The following is a 13255-nucleotide window of genomic DNA, read 5'->3' on the forward strand; positions in this document are numbered from 1 at the left end:
CAATGGATGTACACCAAACCAAATTAGAAGGCGTTTATTTACTTGAACCAAATGTATTTGCTGATGATCGAGGCTATTTTGTTGAGACATTTAATCATGATGTCTACGAAAAAGCAGGGATTCAAGCGACGTATTTACAGGATAATCAATCTCTTTCTAAACAAGCAGGGACACTAAGAGGTTTACATTACCAACTTGCTCCAGAGGCACAATTAAAAGTTGTGCGCTGCGTAACGGGCGCTATTTTTGATGTTGCGGTAGATATACGGATTGACTCACCAACGTATAAGCAATGGGTGGGTGTCATCTTAAGTGAGCATAATCAACGACAGCTTGTTGTGCCAAAAGGATTTGCTCATGGATTTTGTACATTAGTGGATCAAACCATCGTTGCTTACAAAGTCGATCAACTGTACTCGCCTTCAAAGGATCGCGGCATTCGTTGGAACGATCCAGAGATTGCGATTGAATGGCCTTGTAATCAACCAATTTTATCAAAAAAAGATCGTGCGCACCCGCTACTACATAAAGCGGAAAATAATTTTTGAGGAGGATGCTATGAACATCGTTGTCACTGGAGGAGCAGGTTTTATAGGAAGTGCATTTGTTCGTTTACTGTGCAAAGAACATCCAGAAGATACGATTATTGTATTTGATAAATTAACGTATGCAGGAAATGTCAATAATTTAAGGCGAGTGCAATCGTCGATTGAGTTTGTGCAAGGCGACATTTGCAGTGGAGCCGACTTAGAGAATCTTTTCTTAAAGTATGATGTTCATGCAGTTGTTCATTTTGCAGCAGAATCACATGTAGATCGGAGTATTATTAATCCAGGCGCGTTTGTACAAACGAACGTTTACGGGACGCAAATGCTTTTACATGCGGCCAAAAAAGCTGACGTTGAAAAGTATGTACAAGTTTCAACGGATGAAGTCTATGGAAGTTTAGGAGAAACGGGCCTATTTACAGAACAATCACCACTAGAACCGAACAGTCCCTATTCTGCGAGTAAAGCAGGGGCAGATTTACTTGCTCGTGCTTATTATGAAACATACGGGATGAATATTAATATTACTCGTTGCTCAAACAACTATGGCCCTTACCATTTTCCAGAAAAACTGATTCCGCTTATGGTTACAAATGCCTTGCAAAATAAATCTTTGCCAATCTATGGAGATGGCAAACAAATTCGTGATTGGCTTCACGTTGATGACCACTGTCGCGGGATTAATCTCGTTTTGCGAACTGGCCAACCAGGTGAAGTGTATAACATCGGTGGACGGAACGAGCGAACAAATGAGGAAATCGTTCGGCGGATTGTGCAGACATTGGGGGTGTCAGAAGAGTTAATCACTCATGTTGAAGACCGGCTTGGACATGATTTTCGCTATGCAATTGATGCAACAAAAATTGAAAGAGAGTTAGGTTGGAAAGCGATGTATACATTTAATGAGGGTTTAGCAGAAACAATCGATTGGTACATTCAAAACAAGGAGTGGTGGCAGGATGTCCTTTCTGGTACTTACAGGAGAAGAAGTCTATGAAAATTCTAGTCACAGGAGCTAACGGACAACTCGGGTCTGCCGTTCTGCGTGTCCCAGTGGAAGAAGGGGTTCAACTGATCGGTATGAGCCGAGCAGAACTTGATATTACCAATGAAGAACATGTGAAAACAGTCTTGGAAACGATTGAGCCTGACGTTATTTTGCATTGCGCTGCTTATACGAAAGTAGATCAAGCGGAAAAAGACGAGATGGAGGCATATCGCGTGAATGCTATAGGAACGCGTAACCTCTGTGTCGTTGCGGAGCAATTAGGAGCGTTATTTTTGTATGTAAGCACTGATTATGTTTTTGACGGTCGTGCAACTGAGCCTATCGATGAATGGACACCCCCTTCGCCAATTGGCGTGTACGGACGTTCAAAACTTGCAGGTGAACAAGCCGTCCAACAGTTTCATTCTAAGTTTTTTATTGTGCGAACTTCGTGGGTGTTTGGTCATACTGGTAGTAATTTTGTGAAGACGATGCTCCGGCTAGCGGAGAAAAAGACCGAGCTTCGCGTTGTTGATGACCAAATTGGCTCGCCCACCTATGCAAATGATCTTGCTGAAGCAATCGTTTCGTTAGTGAAGACGAAGCGCTACGGTATTTACCACATTTCAAATAGCGGAACGTGTAGCTGGTATGAATTTGCTAAAGGAATATTTGCTTTAAAACAGACACCTCCATCGATTCAACCATGCACGACGGCTGAATTTCCTACACTTGCTCAGCGTCCTAAATACTCAGTCTTGTCACATAAGGGCTTACATTTAAACCATTTTGCACCAATGCGTCATTGGAAAGAAGCTATTCAAGCATTCTTAGAAATAGAAAAGGAGGACAGTCATAGCGAGTGAATGTGAGGGCTTGATCTCTATTCATTTGTGAGGAAATATACATTTCTAGACGATTTTTATTAAAAACAGCGTATAATGGACGGAACATTAAATGAGGTGAGGCACTTGTCACGTTCCGTTAAAATTACCATATTTAGCTTGTTTCTACTTGCCGCCGTGTCAATTATTGCTTTCTCAAGTTCTACGCCATATGGAAGCCAAGATATCCGTGGGTACCTTAGCGTTCTTCCTATACATTGGATTGAGGATACGAGGATTGCGCAAATCTCTTTTCCGTATGGGAATCGTGAAATTAGTTTAGATTATTTATCGGTAGAATCGTTTATCGAGTTCTTTCTACGAAAAGCTGCCCATTTTTTCTCCTTTTTGTTAATTGGCTTAATTGGCTCTCGGTTACTTGCTTATATCGTCCGCTTGCGCTATGCGGTAATGATGTCGTTCATATTCGTAGTGTTTTATGCATGTTTCGATGAATATCGACAGTCGTTTACCCCAGGGCGTTCACCAATGATTGAGGATGTGGTCGTCGATACAATGGGTGGCATGTTAGGCATCACAATCACGGTATTTTGGGTCTTATACATACGCTCAAAAAAACCATGTGAGGTATGTGGAAACAAGGGATCATCGACACATGTTCATAGAAAATGGGACGATATTAAGAAGCAAGCATAAAAAACTCTATCCACCATATGGCGGGATAGAGTTTTTTAGTCGTTATGTCACTTGATTTTCGAATTCTGCTGCTTTTTCATACATAGCAGAAAATCGTTTTTCTCCGTGATAGCGATAAAAACGATATTGCTGTAAAACATGTTGCTGCTCTACTTCAAATAAATTGATTGCTTCTTTAAGCGAATCAGCGCGTTGATGAAGAAAGTACGTTTCAAACTTATTGAGCGCATACGTTTTTAAGTAATACATTGGAATGGACGTTTGTTCGGACAACCGATTTTTTAATGTGGTTTGTGCTTTTGTCATTTCTTCTAGTGCAAGTGATGTTTCGTTTTCTTTTGCTTCATTGTTCATCCACCGCTTCAAAAGGTAATTGATCCCGATCATAAGCAGAAAATAAAGCGTTATTGGAATGATAAGAAATAGGACGAGCACAAGAATCATCCGAAAAAGAAAGAAATCAACTACAGTAAATAAATGGTAAAGATGAATCAGCGTTGAGGAAAATAGGATATGAAAGAAGAAAAGATAGGCCAAAATCGCAACTGCAAATAGACTATTAAGCTCCTTGTAATGATAAACATGACGGAGCGGACCGCGTTTAAGTTGGTCTTTCTTGTTCATTTGTTCAAGCCGCTCCTTTTTCAGAGATTCTGTGTCTCTTACTAAAGGTTGTATGCTGCGAATATGAGAGAGGCATTCTGTTTGATTCAAAGTCGCCACCTTCCTTCTTGTCCTTATTTAGTCTATAGATATGTGCAACATAAACGCGCCATGACTGAAAAAAAACATTCATAACAGAATCTTTTTTGCATATAAATGGAAAGTCACGAGAGAGGAGGCGTCTTAATGGAAAAGACAATTAAAGTAGGATTGCCTAATGGTCTACATGCTTCGAATGCAGCGTCGTTCGTTGAAAAGGCTAGTCAGTTCCAAGCTGATGTTCATCTAAAAAAAGGGAATTCAGTCATTAATGTGAAAAGTATTCTTGGACTGATGAGTATTGTTCTTAAACCAAATGATGAAGTATTATTAACTGCTACCGGAGCAGACGAGGAACAGGCGTTAACGGTATTAGGGGAGTTTTTAGAACACAATTAACTAAGAAAGAAGCTATGAGTGTTAATCCGTCATAGCTTCTTTCTTTTTTATTATCTGAGGTGAATGAGTTCATCAATCATTTGCTTATTTTCATAAAGCCAGTAGAACATTGCTCGATTTTTTTCCATACGTTCTTGGTCGTGGCTAAAGAAAGCAATCATAACAGCTTCAATACTTAAAAATGTATACCAAAGTGCTTTTCTCTCTTGAATGGTAAAAGGGTTTTCTTGATGGTAAGCGCGGAAAAAAACCTTCATTGCAGGAAACCAGCGCTCGATATCATCAGGATTTGAGAACACGTCACTTAACACACTTGTCGCAAAGTAACATGGATCTAAAACCCTCACATTTTCTTCAACTAATTCTAAATCGATTATTCCACTTACTTGATGATCGTCAAAAAGAAAATGAAGATAGTGGGGGTCGCGATGAATCAGCTGTGTTGGTAGGTGTTCTAAACATTGCATCCCCTCGGATAGTTCAGTTAAAAGATGAACAACATCAAGTGCTATTTCCTCTTTTTGCATAAATGGAACAATGTTGCTGTACAGTGACGTTAGCACTTGCCGTTTTTTAAAAGATGTATGGCGGTCACTGACTTCAAGAAGCGCGTTATCCAGTTTTGCTAGGGAGGAACCGATTTGACTAGAAACATTGTGCGTATGTTCAAGCAACTGATCAATGGCTACGTGCTTCCCTTGTAAATGCTCGTACACCACATAATAAGATTGGTGCGTTTGAACGATATATTCGTTTGACTTCGTTTTTATAGGAGAAGGGACTGGCTGATTTTTTTGAATGAGATCTTGCAGCAGTTGTGCTTCCAATTGTGCGCGCTCTCTATCAGATTTCTTTTTTAAAATAAATTGTTTTTCATCTCGGGTATAAATTCTGTCCACGCGGTTCGTTAACTTATCAGTGTATCGGATGGACAACTGAAACGCTTCATCAATCGTGCGCATTAAAAAATCCCTCACTTCTTATAGACGCATACCTGTTAAGAAAATAGTGACTATTCTATCACTATAGTTTTATTACAGTAAAGAAGCAATAGCTAAAAAGACGCATTTGAGTGCAAAAAAAGGCGCAAATAGTAGTTATTTCAGATTATTTAGAAATATTTTGCAGGATTATTTCCTTTTATCGGGAATGTCAAAGAGGTAAAAGGAGGAATGAACATGAATAAAAAACGATTTTCTGTATGTTTAATCATTATAACGTTATTATTATTTAGTAGTTCAGATCAAGCTAAGGCAGAACAAGCTGAAAAGAAAATTGTTGGGTATTACCCATCATGGGTTGCTGAAGAAAGAGGCTATGAAGTTACGGATCTTCCAGCTGAAAACATGACACATATTATGTATGCGTTTGCGAATGTCTGCTGGGATGGGGTGCATGGAAATCTAGACCCGACAGGACCTAACCCACAAGAATGGGCGTGTGAAGATGAAAACGGAATAATTGATGTACCGAACGGGACGATTGTGTTAGGGGACCCCGAACAAGATGTGCATAAAATGTACCCTGGAGATCGTGAAGATGAGGCGATCAAAGGAAACGTGAAGCAACTTCAAAAACTAAAAGAAGAACACCCGCATCTTAAAACAGTGATATCGGTTGGTGGCTATACATGGTCCAATCGCTTATCCCTTGTTGCCGCTACAGAAGAAACGCGAGAAACCTTTGCACAATCTGCAGTGGATTTTGTACGAGCATACGGGTTTGACGGATTGGATCTAGATTGGGAATATCCAGTGAGCGGCGGAATGCCAGAAAATGAACGTAGTCCTGAAGATAAGCAAAATCACACAAAGCTTTTAGAAGCAACTAGGAATGCATTAGATCAAGCAGGAGAGGAAGATGGCAAACAGTACTTATTGACCATCGCGTCTTCAGCCTCCCCTAGCTATTTACAAAACAATGAAATGGAAAAGCTCGCACACATTTTAGACTGGATTCAAATTATGACGTATGACTTAAACGGCACATGGCAAATTCAAAATGGACATAATGCACCTTTATTTTATGACGAAGAAGCAACTGTTCCCTGGGCAGATGCACTCAATGTGGATGCTGCTATTCAAGGACATTTAAACGCAGGTGTTCCTGAAGAGAAGCTCTTAATGGGTATGCCTTTCTACGGGTATGGGTGGAAAGGTTGCGACAGTGAAAATAATGGGGAGTATGCTTTTTGTGACGGCCCAGCTGATGTAGGAACGTGGACAAACGCTACGTTTGATTATCAAGATTTAAAAGAAAACTATATTAATCAAAATGGCTACAAGCGATACTGGAATGACAAATCCAAGGTGCCATTTCTCTATAACGAAGAAAATGGAACCTTTATCACGTACGACGACCCTGAATCGATTACGCATAAAGCCCAGTATGTAGTTGATCACGGGCTAGCTGGTGCTATGTTTTGGGAAACGAGCAATAATCGCGATGGAGAACTTGTCCAGTCTATCGCAGATGTATTTTCTGAAGATGATGAGCAGCACATATGTCAAGTCGAGCAATGGTCCAAAGATACGGTATATGTGAAGGGTGATCAAGTAAAGAAGGATGGACTTGTTTATGAAGCAAAATGGTGGACGCGAGGAGAAGATCCAAACCGCTCAGGCGAGTGGGATGTATGGAAAAAAGTTGATCAGTGTAACGATGATGTAGATACCACTAGTTGGTTAAAAGATAAGATTTATACGAAAGGCGATCAAGTCGAACATCGTGGCGTTTGGTATGAAGCGAAATGGTGGACAAGAGGAGAAGATCCAAGTCGATCAGGTGAGTGGGATGTGTGGAAAAAAATCACTCCTTAAGTAGTAGAATAGAAGTGCAGTGAGCATTTCTTATGCACGGTACATGTGCCAAACGTGTGCCGTGTTTTTGTGCTGTATTATAGATAATATAAATTAATTAATTTCATAAAAAAGTAGTAGTCTTTTTCATGAATGTTAACAGTATTATTGTTTGTGGTCTTGTTAAATGGCGACGACTCCCGCGGAATGCGTTCGCCATTTTAAATAGAGTGTACGTCATTTTAGCGTCTAGCTCAAATGATGATATTGACTCAAGTAATAAGGCTTTTTAACTAGTTTCGCATCATCGTAAAACAGGAATAATACGAAAAATAGGCAAGGGTGAAGAACATGAATATCTTTTTATTATGTGCCATCATGTGTGCAATTGTTTTTTTCTTTAGTATGCGCATTGAAAAGCGAAGTATTTTTAACGGAATGTTCTTAACGGCAAGTCTATTATTATTTCTTGCAGGTGGTATAGCAGTTGCAACCACAGGGCCGATGAGCAGATACGATTATGTTATCTTAATTTTATCTGCATTGTTCGCCCTTATGAGCATGCTTTTTTTACTCTTCGTAGTAGGATACATTATCCGAAATACGTGGAAGCTTGTGAAGAAAGAAGGTAGAAAATGGAATAATTTTTTTTCGTTACTCATTAGCTTGTTTGTTATGGTGCTATTTATACTTATCCCGACCGCATTGTTTACGATTGAACCTCTTGCGTTAACAACAACGGTTTATATTGGGCTATATGGTTTTTGGTTTTTATCATTTCTAATCTCCTCTCTACTATATCGGCAGGTCCGACCTTATTACAATCAAGATTATCTTTTGATACTGGGAGCAGGATTATTAAAAGGGAAGCGGGTTTCCCCGATATTAGCAAGTCGATTAGATAGAGGTGTCTATTTCTATGAAATGCAAAAAAACGTTGCGCCTCCTCCTAAAATCATTGTGTCAGGAGGGAGAGGAGAAGATGAGTTAATCAGTGAAGCGGAAGCGATGAAAGCGTATCTCATCAAGAAAAACATTCCTCCTCAGCAAATTATTTTAGAAGACCGAGCTCGTAATACCCATGAGAATTTCCTGTTCTCAAAGAAATTGATGAGGCAATCCGAATCGTTAAAAATGGTATTTGTCACGAATCACTTTCATGTTTTCCGATCGAGTTTAATTGCAAAACAACTCGCAATGCCTGCTGAAGGGATTGGATCACCAACAGCATGGTATTTTCAACCAAACGCATATACTCGTGAGTTTATTGGGGTTTTGTACATGAATAAAAAAACGCATCTCGCTTTTTTTATTCTCTATGTTCTTGTTTCAGCCTATTTTTATTTAAGGTAGTGCAGGAAAACCATTTTAGGTTGTCAAATAGAGTAGGTTAACCGAAAAAAGGAGGAATGAAAATGTTTGATGTATGGAATCATGGACTTCCAGAAATTAGTGGTGTTTCCCGATCGCGATCAAAGATTATTGAGCAAATCCATTTCGTTCGTGACCAAGACATGCATTCACTTTGCTATATTCCACTTTTTAATCGAGAACAGCCTGCGACGTGGGGAGAGGACATCCAGCGTATAGTGGATGATTACAATGAGCAATTAAATGGGATCACGCTTTTAACTGGTCATACGTTACCTTTATACGATGAGCTCCTTTTAGATTTAGAGAGCGGACAGGCACTTACGTTGAACAAGACACGCTTTGTCTTTATTACGCTTGATGGTGCAGATTTAGAGTTAGCGGCAAATAAGCTTTATCATTTAGCTGTTGCTGGCTATTATCCTGTTCTTTTATATCCAGAAACCGACAAACGGGTACAAAGAAATCCAGACTTATTGTATAAGTTCGTCAAGAATGGCGCGTATACAATGGTAAATGCGATGAGTCTTTTGCAAACAAATGACAAAGCGTTAAAAAAGTGTATTCGAACATTACTAAACGGAAACTTAATTCATATGATTGGCAACTATACAGAAACCCTCCTTTCAGAGCGTGATGAACGAGATGAGGTAACGGGAATCCTCACGAAATATAGCCCGGAACAGAGTGAGCAAATTCAAAAAAATTTCAGTAATTTACTAAATCGCTCGCAAATTATCATTGAAGAACCGCTTCATGTAGACAAACGCTCATTTTCCTCCTTTTTTAGTAAATCAAGAGCATGATACACTAAGGAAGCAAGGAGGCGTTAAAAGTGGAAGAAGTAGCAGAGCGTATTATCATATCTATACAAAGCAAGGAAATGGATTGGCTCACAGCGTGGAACGTGAAAGGCTATATTCCTATGGATCATGGTGTTTTGCTTTATGTAACGCGTAAGGATGGTCAGGATGTTGTGGTAAGCGTTCAAACAAAAGATCAATCTATTTACCAGTTGGAATTACTACGTAACAATGATAAGTTTGATCGAATTGTGTTAGGTGGTCGCTATGACGTGGAACAGGTGGAATTAGCGGAAGCGATTGATCAACTTTTAACAGTCTACCATTAAAAAAGACGGTCGCCCTCTTGAGAGGACGCCCCGTCTTTTTTTAAACATCTGGTTGTTGTTGTTTCTTTGCTTTTCGGAAGTAATAAAGAAATGCAATACTTTTAATAATTCCCGAAACTTGGTCTGGTTGAGCCGTAACAGCTTCTTGTTTCGCAGCATTCACACGCGTCAGCGTATAGGTAGAAAGTGCAGCGGAAGCACGATGTGCAGCTTCTCCAGAATCATGAATCATGTCAAAAAGTGGGTTTAATTTTGTAACCTTTTCATTCACGTCCATAATTGTTTCATTCGTGTTATGTAGCGTGACTTTTACCTCACCAGTTATTTCGTCTAAACTTTTTTCAAGTTGTGCAACAGTTGTTGCAGTCTTGTCTAATGTTTTTGCTAAATTACGCATTGCTGGAAGTAAAGAAAAAACAGCAATTAAAAAAGCTATTGCAAAAACAAGTACGCCTATACCTAACCAATCCATGTTCAAAAACCTCCTTCTTAAAATTATCGATTTGCTTCAATGAGATTCGCTAAATCTGCAAGCCATTCACCTACAATCGGCAAAGGTTCGAATAAGCTAATAATGGCGAGGAGAAGAGAAACAAAAAGTGCGACTCCGATTGTCAATCCTACGCCTCTTGCGATACCAGCGATTAAATTTGATTTTACCACTTGTTTCGTATCTGTAAAATGAAAAGCCATATCTTTTAGACGTCCATTCGTTGTCACGTCTTCCAGTTTGTTTAATAATTCCTCAAAACGATCGTTTTCATCCGCTTGTTTCTCAATTTCGCGCTGGCGATGCTTTGATGGAAGCATCCTGTTTTTTTGATCCTCTGTAAGTGGCAACGTCATCCCTCCCAACCATTCAGTATCTCTATCCTATAACCGATTTAGGTGGGGACTAAACCAAAAAGCCACCGGGCATTATGCGGTGACAACAGGTTTGGCTTTTAGCATGTATTGATACGCAACCGATCGTTCAATAAACGTGTCAACATTTATACCTATAGATTGACCAGCTTCAACAATTTTATGAATGAGCTGATGGTGGTGTGGAAAAAGCACTTGATTATTAACAATCAGCTCAACTTCATATCCGCTCGATATAAACAATTTTTCAATCTCGCTCTTTGTAAAAAAACGAAAATGGGTTTTATCAAGAAGTCCAGCATCTACATAATTCCATGTACCTCGAATCAGCTCTTCGATGATAGAAATGTGACCAACATTCGGTATGCTTGCATAAATGGCTCCTGATTTTTTTAAGTAAGGTCTTACTTTCTCAAGTGTCGCCCATGGATCTAACGTGTGTTCAAGAACGTCTGCAAAGATGATTCCATCAAAATGTTCATGTGCAAACGGGAGTGAGTCTTGTTCAATGTTTCCTACAGTTACAGAATCGAGCTTTTTTCGTGCTTGATCAGCCGCATGTTGGAAAAGCTCAAAGCCATGTACCTCTGCCTCATAAGTGTCCTTAATCGCCGCACCTAACGCACCTTCTCCACAGCCAACATCCAAGATAACCTTACTTTCTGGATCGATTAATGAAAAAAGCTGTTGATTGATTCCTTGATAATACGTACTAGCTTTATTTTCATACTCTTTTTTCATGCCAAACGCCTCCATTCTCGCAACAGTCTATGCAACGAATTAGGCATTTGTGCAGATTACGTTTGTTCAAGCAAACCCTGTCGCGTATGACCATTAAAGCCTGTCATCGTTGTTGCGGCACATAACGAATTCAAGATTGCCTCTTCTACTACTTCTGCAGTAGCGGCGAATAGCTTAGACATGTCCTCATGTTGATCATGTAAAAACGAAACCTGTTGAAGGGAAGAAGGTGGCTCATGAGGTATTCGATTTGCGGTAGAAAATGCTAGGACGATATCGCCACTTCCATTGGCTGCGAATGACGCTGTACGACCTAATCCAAGAGTTCCGCGTTTTGCGACACGTTTTAATTGGCGGGCATCGAGAGGCGCATCGGTAGCAAGAACAATAATAATGGAACCATCTGGAGGTGGCGCATCGTCGTTTTCTGAAGCAATGAAAATTTGGTTAGCGTGACGACTATACATCCAATCCCCTTTCTTTCCGTAATTTGTTAACACTAGACAGCCCAATGTATAGGTGGAAACAACGCGAGAACTTGTGCCAACTCCGCCTTTAAAGCCTAAGCATGACATTCCTGTTCCAGCACCGATCGCACCTTCTTGAGTAGGTGCAGATGATGCTGACTTAATTGCTTGAACGGCATCACTTGGTTTTACATGCATACGACGGATGTCGTTTAAGTACCCATCGTTACATTCCGTCGTTACGACGTTTACAGTACCTGTTCTCGCACCAATTTGAGGATTTTGCGTTAGGAGGTAGGAAAGGGTTCCTTCGGTTACAGCTGGAACGGAGAACGTGTTTGTAAGCATGATAGGACTTTCAAGTAAGCCTAATTCTTCAAGCTGAATGAGCCCTGTTGTTTTTCCGAAGCCATTTAATACATAGGACCCTGCCTGTGCTTTTTCTTCAAACAGATTTCGACGATGAGGCAAAATCGCCGTTACACCTGTTCGGATGTGTTCTCCTTCAATAAGCGTAGAATGCCCCACTTGGACACCTTCTACATCTGTTATGCAGTTATGCTTACCGGTAGCGAATCCTGGGAAAGAAAATCCTGCTTGCCTAGCGGAAGAATGAAGCATGAAAAACCTCCTTTTTATCTATTTTACAAAAAACAATCAGAACGTAAAGCAAAATAGGAGGATGGATGCTATACTTTTTACTAGTTTACTGGGTAGGAGGAAAAGGAATGAACAACGTTCGCTATGGTGGTTTGGAAGCTGGAGGCACAAAAATGATTTGTGTGGCAACAGATGAGGAAGGGGTTTGGTTGGATCAACTTACAATCCCAACATTAACGCCAGAAGAAACCGTCCCACCTATTGTTGCTTTTTTTAAAAAGAATGGAATTACAAGTCTAGGGATTGGTAGTTTTGGTCCTCTAGACCTAAAAGAAGGTTCCGATACATATGGTTCTTTAGCGAGTACGCCCAAAAAAGGCTGGAAAGGCTATCCGTTGTTAGATGCATTTAATGAACTAAATGTTCCGATCGAAATAACGACAGATGTAAACGGTGCGGCATTGGCGGAAGCAACAAAAGGAGCTGCTAAAGGGTTAGATAGCTGTATGTACATAACTGTTGGAACCGGAATTGGCGCTGGAGCAGTTGTAAATGGAAACGTATTAGAGGGATTATCCCATCCTGAAATGGGGCATGTACCAGTCAAACCACATAAGGATGATTCGTTTCAAGGTCACTGTCCGTATCATGGGACATGTGCAGAAGGGATGGCTGCAGGCCCAGCGATTGAAGCGCGTTGGGGTAAAGCCGGAATAGAGTTAGCGGAAGACGATAAGGTATGGCAGCTAGAAGCCTATTATCTTGCTCAAGCGATTGCGGCATATACGTACGTATTATCCCCGAAAAAAGTCATTATCGGTGGTGGAGTCATGAAGCAAAAACAGCTTTATGCCCTCATACGAGAAGAACTTGTCCAACAGCTAAATGGCTATATGGATATAGGAAATCCAGACGACTATATTGTTGCTCCTGGACTTCATGAACACGCTGGGATTGAAGGGGCATTGTTACTTGCCCGTCAAGCAGAAAGAAAACGTTAAATCCAAAAGCTATGATGGCTACATCCGTACCCATCATAGCTTTTTTATATGGAGAAGAAGGATTTTGTCGAATGGAACACGTATTTGTTAAAGGAGAGAAGAG

Annotated in this window: 16 protein-coding genes; 10 read left to right on the top strand and 6 right to left on the bottom strand. The window is 40.2% G+C overall.

Annotated elements, in window-relative coordinates; all coding sequences use genetic code 11:
• The first annotated feature begins 2 nt into the window (after positions 1–2).
• From rfbC to ABC361_RS05160, 4 genes are all read left to right on the top strand, one after another.
• A complete protein-coding gene (gene rfbC, locus ABC361_RS05145; protein WP_413072999.1) occupies positions 3–548 on the top strand; it encodes a dTDP-4-dehydrorhamnose 3,5-epimerase in 546 nt (181 codons plus the stop codon).
• 10 nt (positions 549–558) lie between these two features.
• Positions 559–1545, top strand: a complete 987-nt coding sequence (rfbB, locus tag ABC361_RS05150; protein ID WP_413073000.1) for a dTDP-glucose 4,6-dehydratase — start codon at positions 559–561, stop codon at positions 1543–1545.
• Positions 1542–2402, top strand: coding sequence for a dTDP-4-dehydrorhamnose reductase (rfbD, locus tag ABC361_RS05155; RefSeq protein WP_413073001.1), 861 nt, complete (start codon positions 1542–1544; stop codon positions 2400–2402). Before rfbB ends, rfbD begins: the two co-directional genes overlap by 4 nt.
• A gap of 105 nt (positions 2403–2507) precedes the next feature.
• Positions 2508–3077, top strand: a complete 570-nt coding sequence (locus ABC361_RS05160) for a VanZ family protein (protein WP_413073002.1) — start codon at positions 2508–2510, stop codon at positions 3075–3077.
• 42 nt (positions 3078–3119) lie between these two features.
• On the opposite strand, the gene ABC361_RS05165 is transcribed toward ABC361_RS05160, so the two are convergent.
• Complete coding sequence (locus tag ABC361_RS05165) at positions 3120–3701, bottom strand: hypothetical protein (RefSeq protein WP_413073003.1); 582 nt, start codon at positions 3699–3701, stop codon at positions 3120–3122.
• Between the two features lie 225 nt (positions 3702–3926).
• Here ABC361_RS05165 and ABC361_RS05170 point away from each other — a divergent pair, with 225 nt between their 5' ends.
• Positions 3927–4178 (top strand): HPr family phosphocarrier protein, encoded by a 252-nt coding sequence (locus ABC361_RS05170; RefSeq protein ID WP_413073004.1) that lies wholly within the window; start codon positions 3927–3929, stop codon positions 4176–4178.
• 50 nt (positions 4179–4228) lie between these two features.
• Here the strand turns inward: ABC361_RS05170 and ABC361_RS05175 are convergent, their stop codons facing one another.
• Positions 4229–5140 carry a phosphotransferase gene (locus tag ABC361_RS05175; protein WP_413073005.1) on the bottom strand — a complete coding sequence of 304 codons (912 nt, stop codon included), beginning with the start codon at positions 5138–5140 and terminating at the stop codon, positions 4229–4231.
• A 216-nt stretch (positions 5141–5356) separates the two neighbouring features.
• Here ABC361_RS05175 and ABC361_RS05180 point away from each other — a divergent pair, with 216 nt between their 5' ends.
• From ABC361_RS05180 to ABC361_RS05195, 4 genes are all read left to right on the top strand, one after another.
• Complete coding sequence (locus ABC361_RS05180) at positions 5357–6997, top strand: glycosyl hydrolase family 18 protein (RefSeq protein ID WP_413073006.1); 1641 nt, start codon at positions 5357–5359, stop codon at positions 6995–6997.
• A 330-nt stretch (positions 6998–7327) separates the two neighbouring features.
• The gene (locus ABC361_RS05185) at positions 7328–8329 is read left to right on the top strand and encodes a YdcF family protein (protein WP_413073007.1); all 1002 of its coding nucleotides are present in this window, start codon (positions 7328–7330) and stop codon (positions 8327–8329) included.
• 62 nt (positions 8330–8391) lie between these two features.
• The gene (locus ABC361_RS05190) at positions 8392–9153 is read left to right on the top strand and encodes a CpsB/CapC family capsule biosynthesis tyrosine phosphatase (RefSeq protein ID WP_413073008.1); all 762 of its coding nucleotides are present in this window, start codon (positions 8392–8394) and stop codon (positions 9151–9153) included.
• Between the two features lie 29 nt (positions 9154–9182).
• The gene (locus ABC361_RS05195) at positions 9183–9479 is read left to right on the top strand and encodes a hypothetical protein (RefSeq protein WP_413073009.1); all 297 of its coding nucleotides are present in this window, start codon (positions 9183–9185) and stop codon (positions 9477–9479) included.
• Between the two features lie 40 nt (positions 9480–9519).
• On the opposite strand, the gene ABC361_RS05200 is transcribed toward ABC361_RS05195, so the two are convergent.
• The 4 genes from ABC361_RS05200 to ABC361_RS05215 form a co-directional block, all read right to left on the bottom strand.
• Positions 9520–9951, bottom strand: a complete 432-nt coding sequence (locus ABC361_RS05200) for a DUF948 domain-containing protein (RefSeq protein WP_413073010.1) — start codon at positions 9949–9951, stop codon at positions 9520–9522.
• Positions 9952–9974: 23 nt separating this feature from the next.
• Entirely contained in the window at positions 9975–10325 is a 351-nt protein-coding gene (locus ABC361_RS05205; protein WP_413073011.1) for a DUF5665 domain-containing protein, read from the bottom strand.
• A gap of 72 nt (positions 10326–10397) precedes the next feature.
• The gene (locus ABC361_RS05210) at positions 10398–11084 is read right to left on the bottom strand and encodes a class I SAM-dependent methyltransferase (protein ID WP_413073012.1); all 687 of its coding nucleotides are present in this window, start codon (positions 11082–11084) and stop codon (positions 10398–10400) included.
• A 56-nt stretch (positions 11085–11140) separates the two neighbouring features.
• Entirely contained in the window at positions 11141–12172 is a 1032-nt protein-coding gene (locus tag ABC361_RS05215) for a DmpA family aminopeptidase (RefSeq protein WP_413073013.1), read from the bottom strand.
• Positions 12173–12279: 107 nt separating this feature from the next.
• Between ABC361_RS05215 and ABC361_RS05220 the strand changes: the two genes are divergently transcribed.
• Positions 12280–13152, top strand: coding sequence for an ROK family protein (locus tag ABC361_RS05220; RefSeq protein WP_413073014.1), 873 nt, complete (start codon positions 12280–12282; stop codon positions 13150–13152).
• Positions 13153–13255 lie beyond the last annotated feature (103 nt).

This window comes from Shouchella phoenicis (genome assembly GCF_047238345.1).
Lineage (GTDB): Bacteria > Bacillota > Bacilli > Bacillales > Bacillaceae_D > Shouchella.

Coding starts and splice junctions, on each gene's coding strand:
- rfbC (WP_413072999.1), top strand. CDS start 3: ATGGATGTACACCAAACCAAATTAGAAGGCGTTTATTTACTTGAACCA.
- rfbB (WP_413073000.1), top strand. CDS start 559: ATGAACATCGTTGTCACTGGAGGAGCAGGTTTTATAGGAAGTGCATTT.
- rfbD (WP_413073001.1), top strand. CDS start 1,542: ATGAAAATTCTAGTCACAGGAGCTAACGGACAACTCGGGTCTGCCGTT.
- ABC361_RS05165 (WP_413073003.1), bottom strand. CDS start 3,701: ATGAACAAGAAAGACCAACTTAAACGCGGTCCGCTCCGTCATGTTTAT.
- ABC361_RS05170 (WP_413073004.1), top strand. CDS start 3,927: ATGGAAAAGACAATTAAAGTAGGATTGCCTAATGGTCTACATGCTTCG.
- ABC361_RS05175 (WP_413073005.1), bottom strand. CDS start 5,140: ATGCGCACGATTGATGAAGCGTTTCAGTTGTCCATCCGATACACTGAT.
- ABC361_RS05180 (WP_413073006.1), top strand. CDS start 5,357: ATGAATAAAAAACGATTTTCTGTATGTTTAATCATTATAACGTTATTA.
- ABC361_RS05185 (WP_413073007.1), top strand. CDS start 7,328: ATGAATATCTTTTTATTATGTGCCATCATGTGTGCAATTGTTTTTTTC.
- ABC361_RS05190 (WP_413073008.1), top strand. CDS start 8,392: ATGTTTGATGTATGGAATCATGGACTTCCAGAAATTAGTGGTGTTTCC.
- ABC361_RS05200 (WP_413073010.1), bottom strand. CDS start 9,951: ATGGATTGGTTAGGTATAGGCGTACTTGTTTTTGCAATAGCTTTTTTA.
- ABC361_RS05205 (WP_413073011.1), bottom strand. CDS start 10,325: ATGACGTTGCCACTTACAGAGGATCAAAAAAACAGGATGCTTCCATCA.
- ABC361_RS05210 (WP_413073012.1), bottom strand. CDS start 11,084: ATGAAAAAAGAGTATGAAAATAAAGCTAGTACGTATTATCAAGGAATC.
- ABC361_RS05215 (WP_413073013.1), bottom strand. CDS start 12,172: ATGCTTCATTCTTCCGCTAGGCAAGCAGGATTTTCTTTCCCAGGATTC.
- ABC361_RS05220 (WP_413073014.1), top strand. CDS start 12,280: ATGAACAACGTTCGCTATGGTGGTTTGGAAGCTGGAGGCACAAAAATG.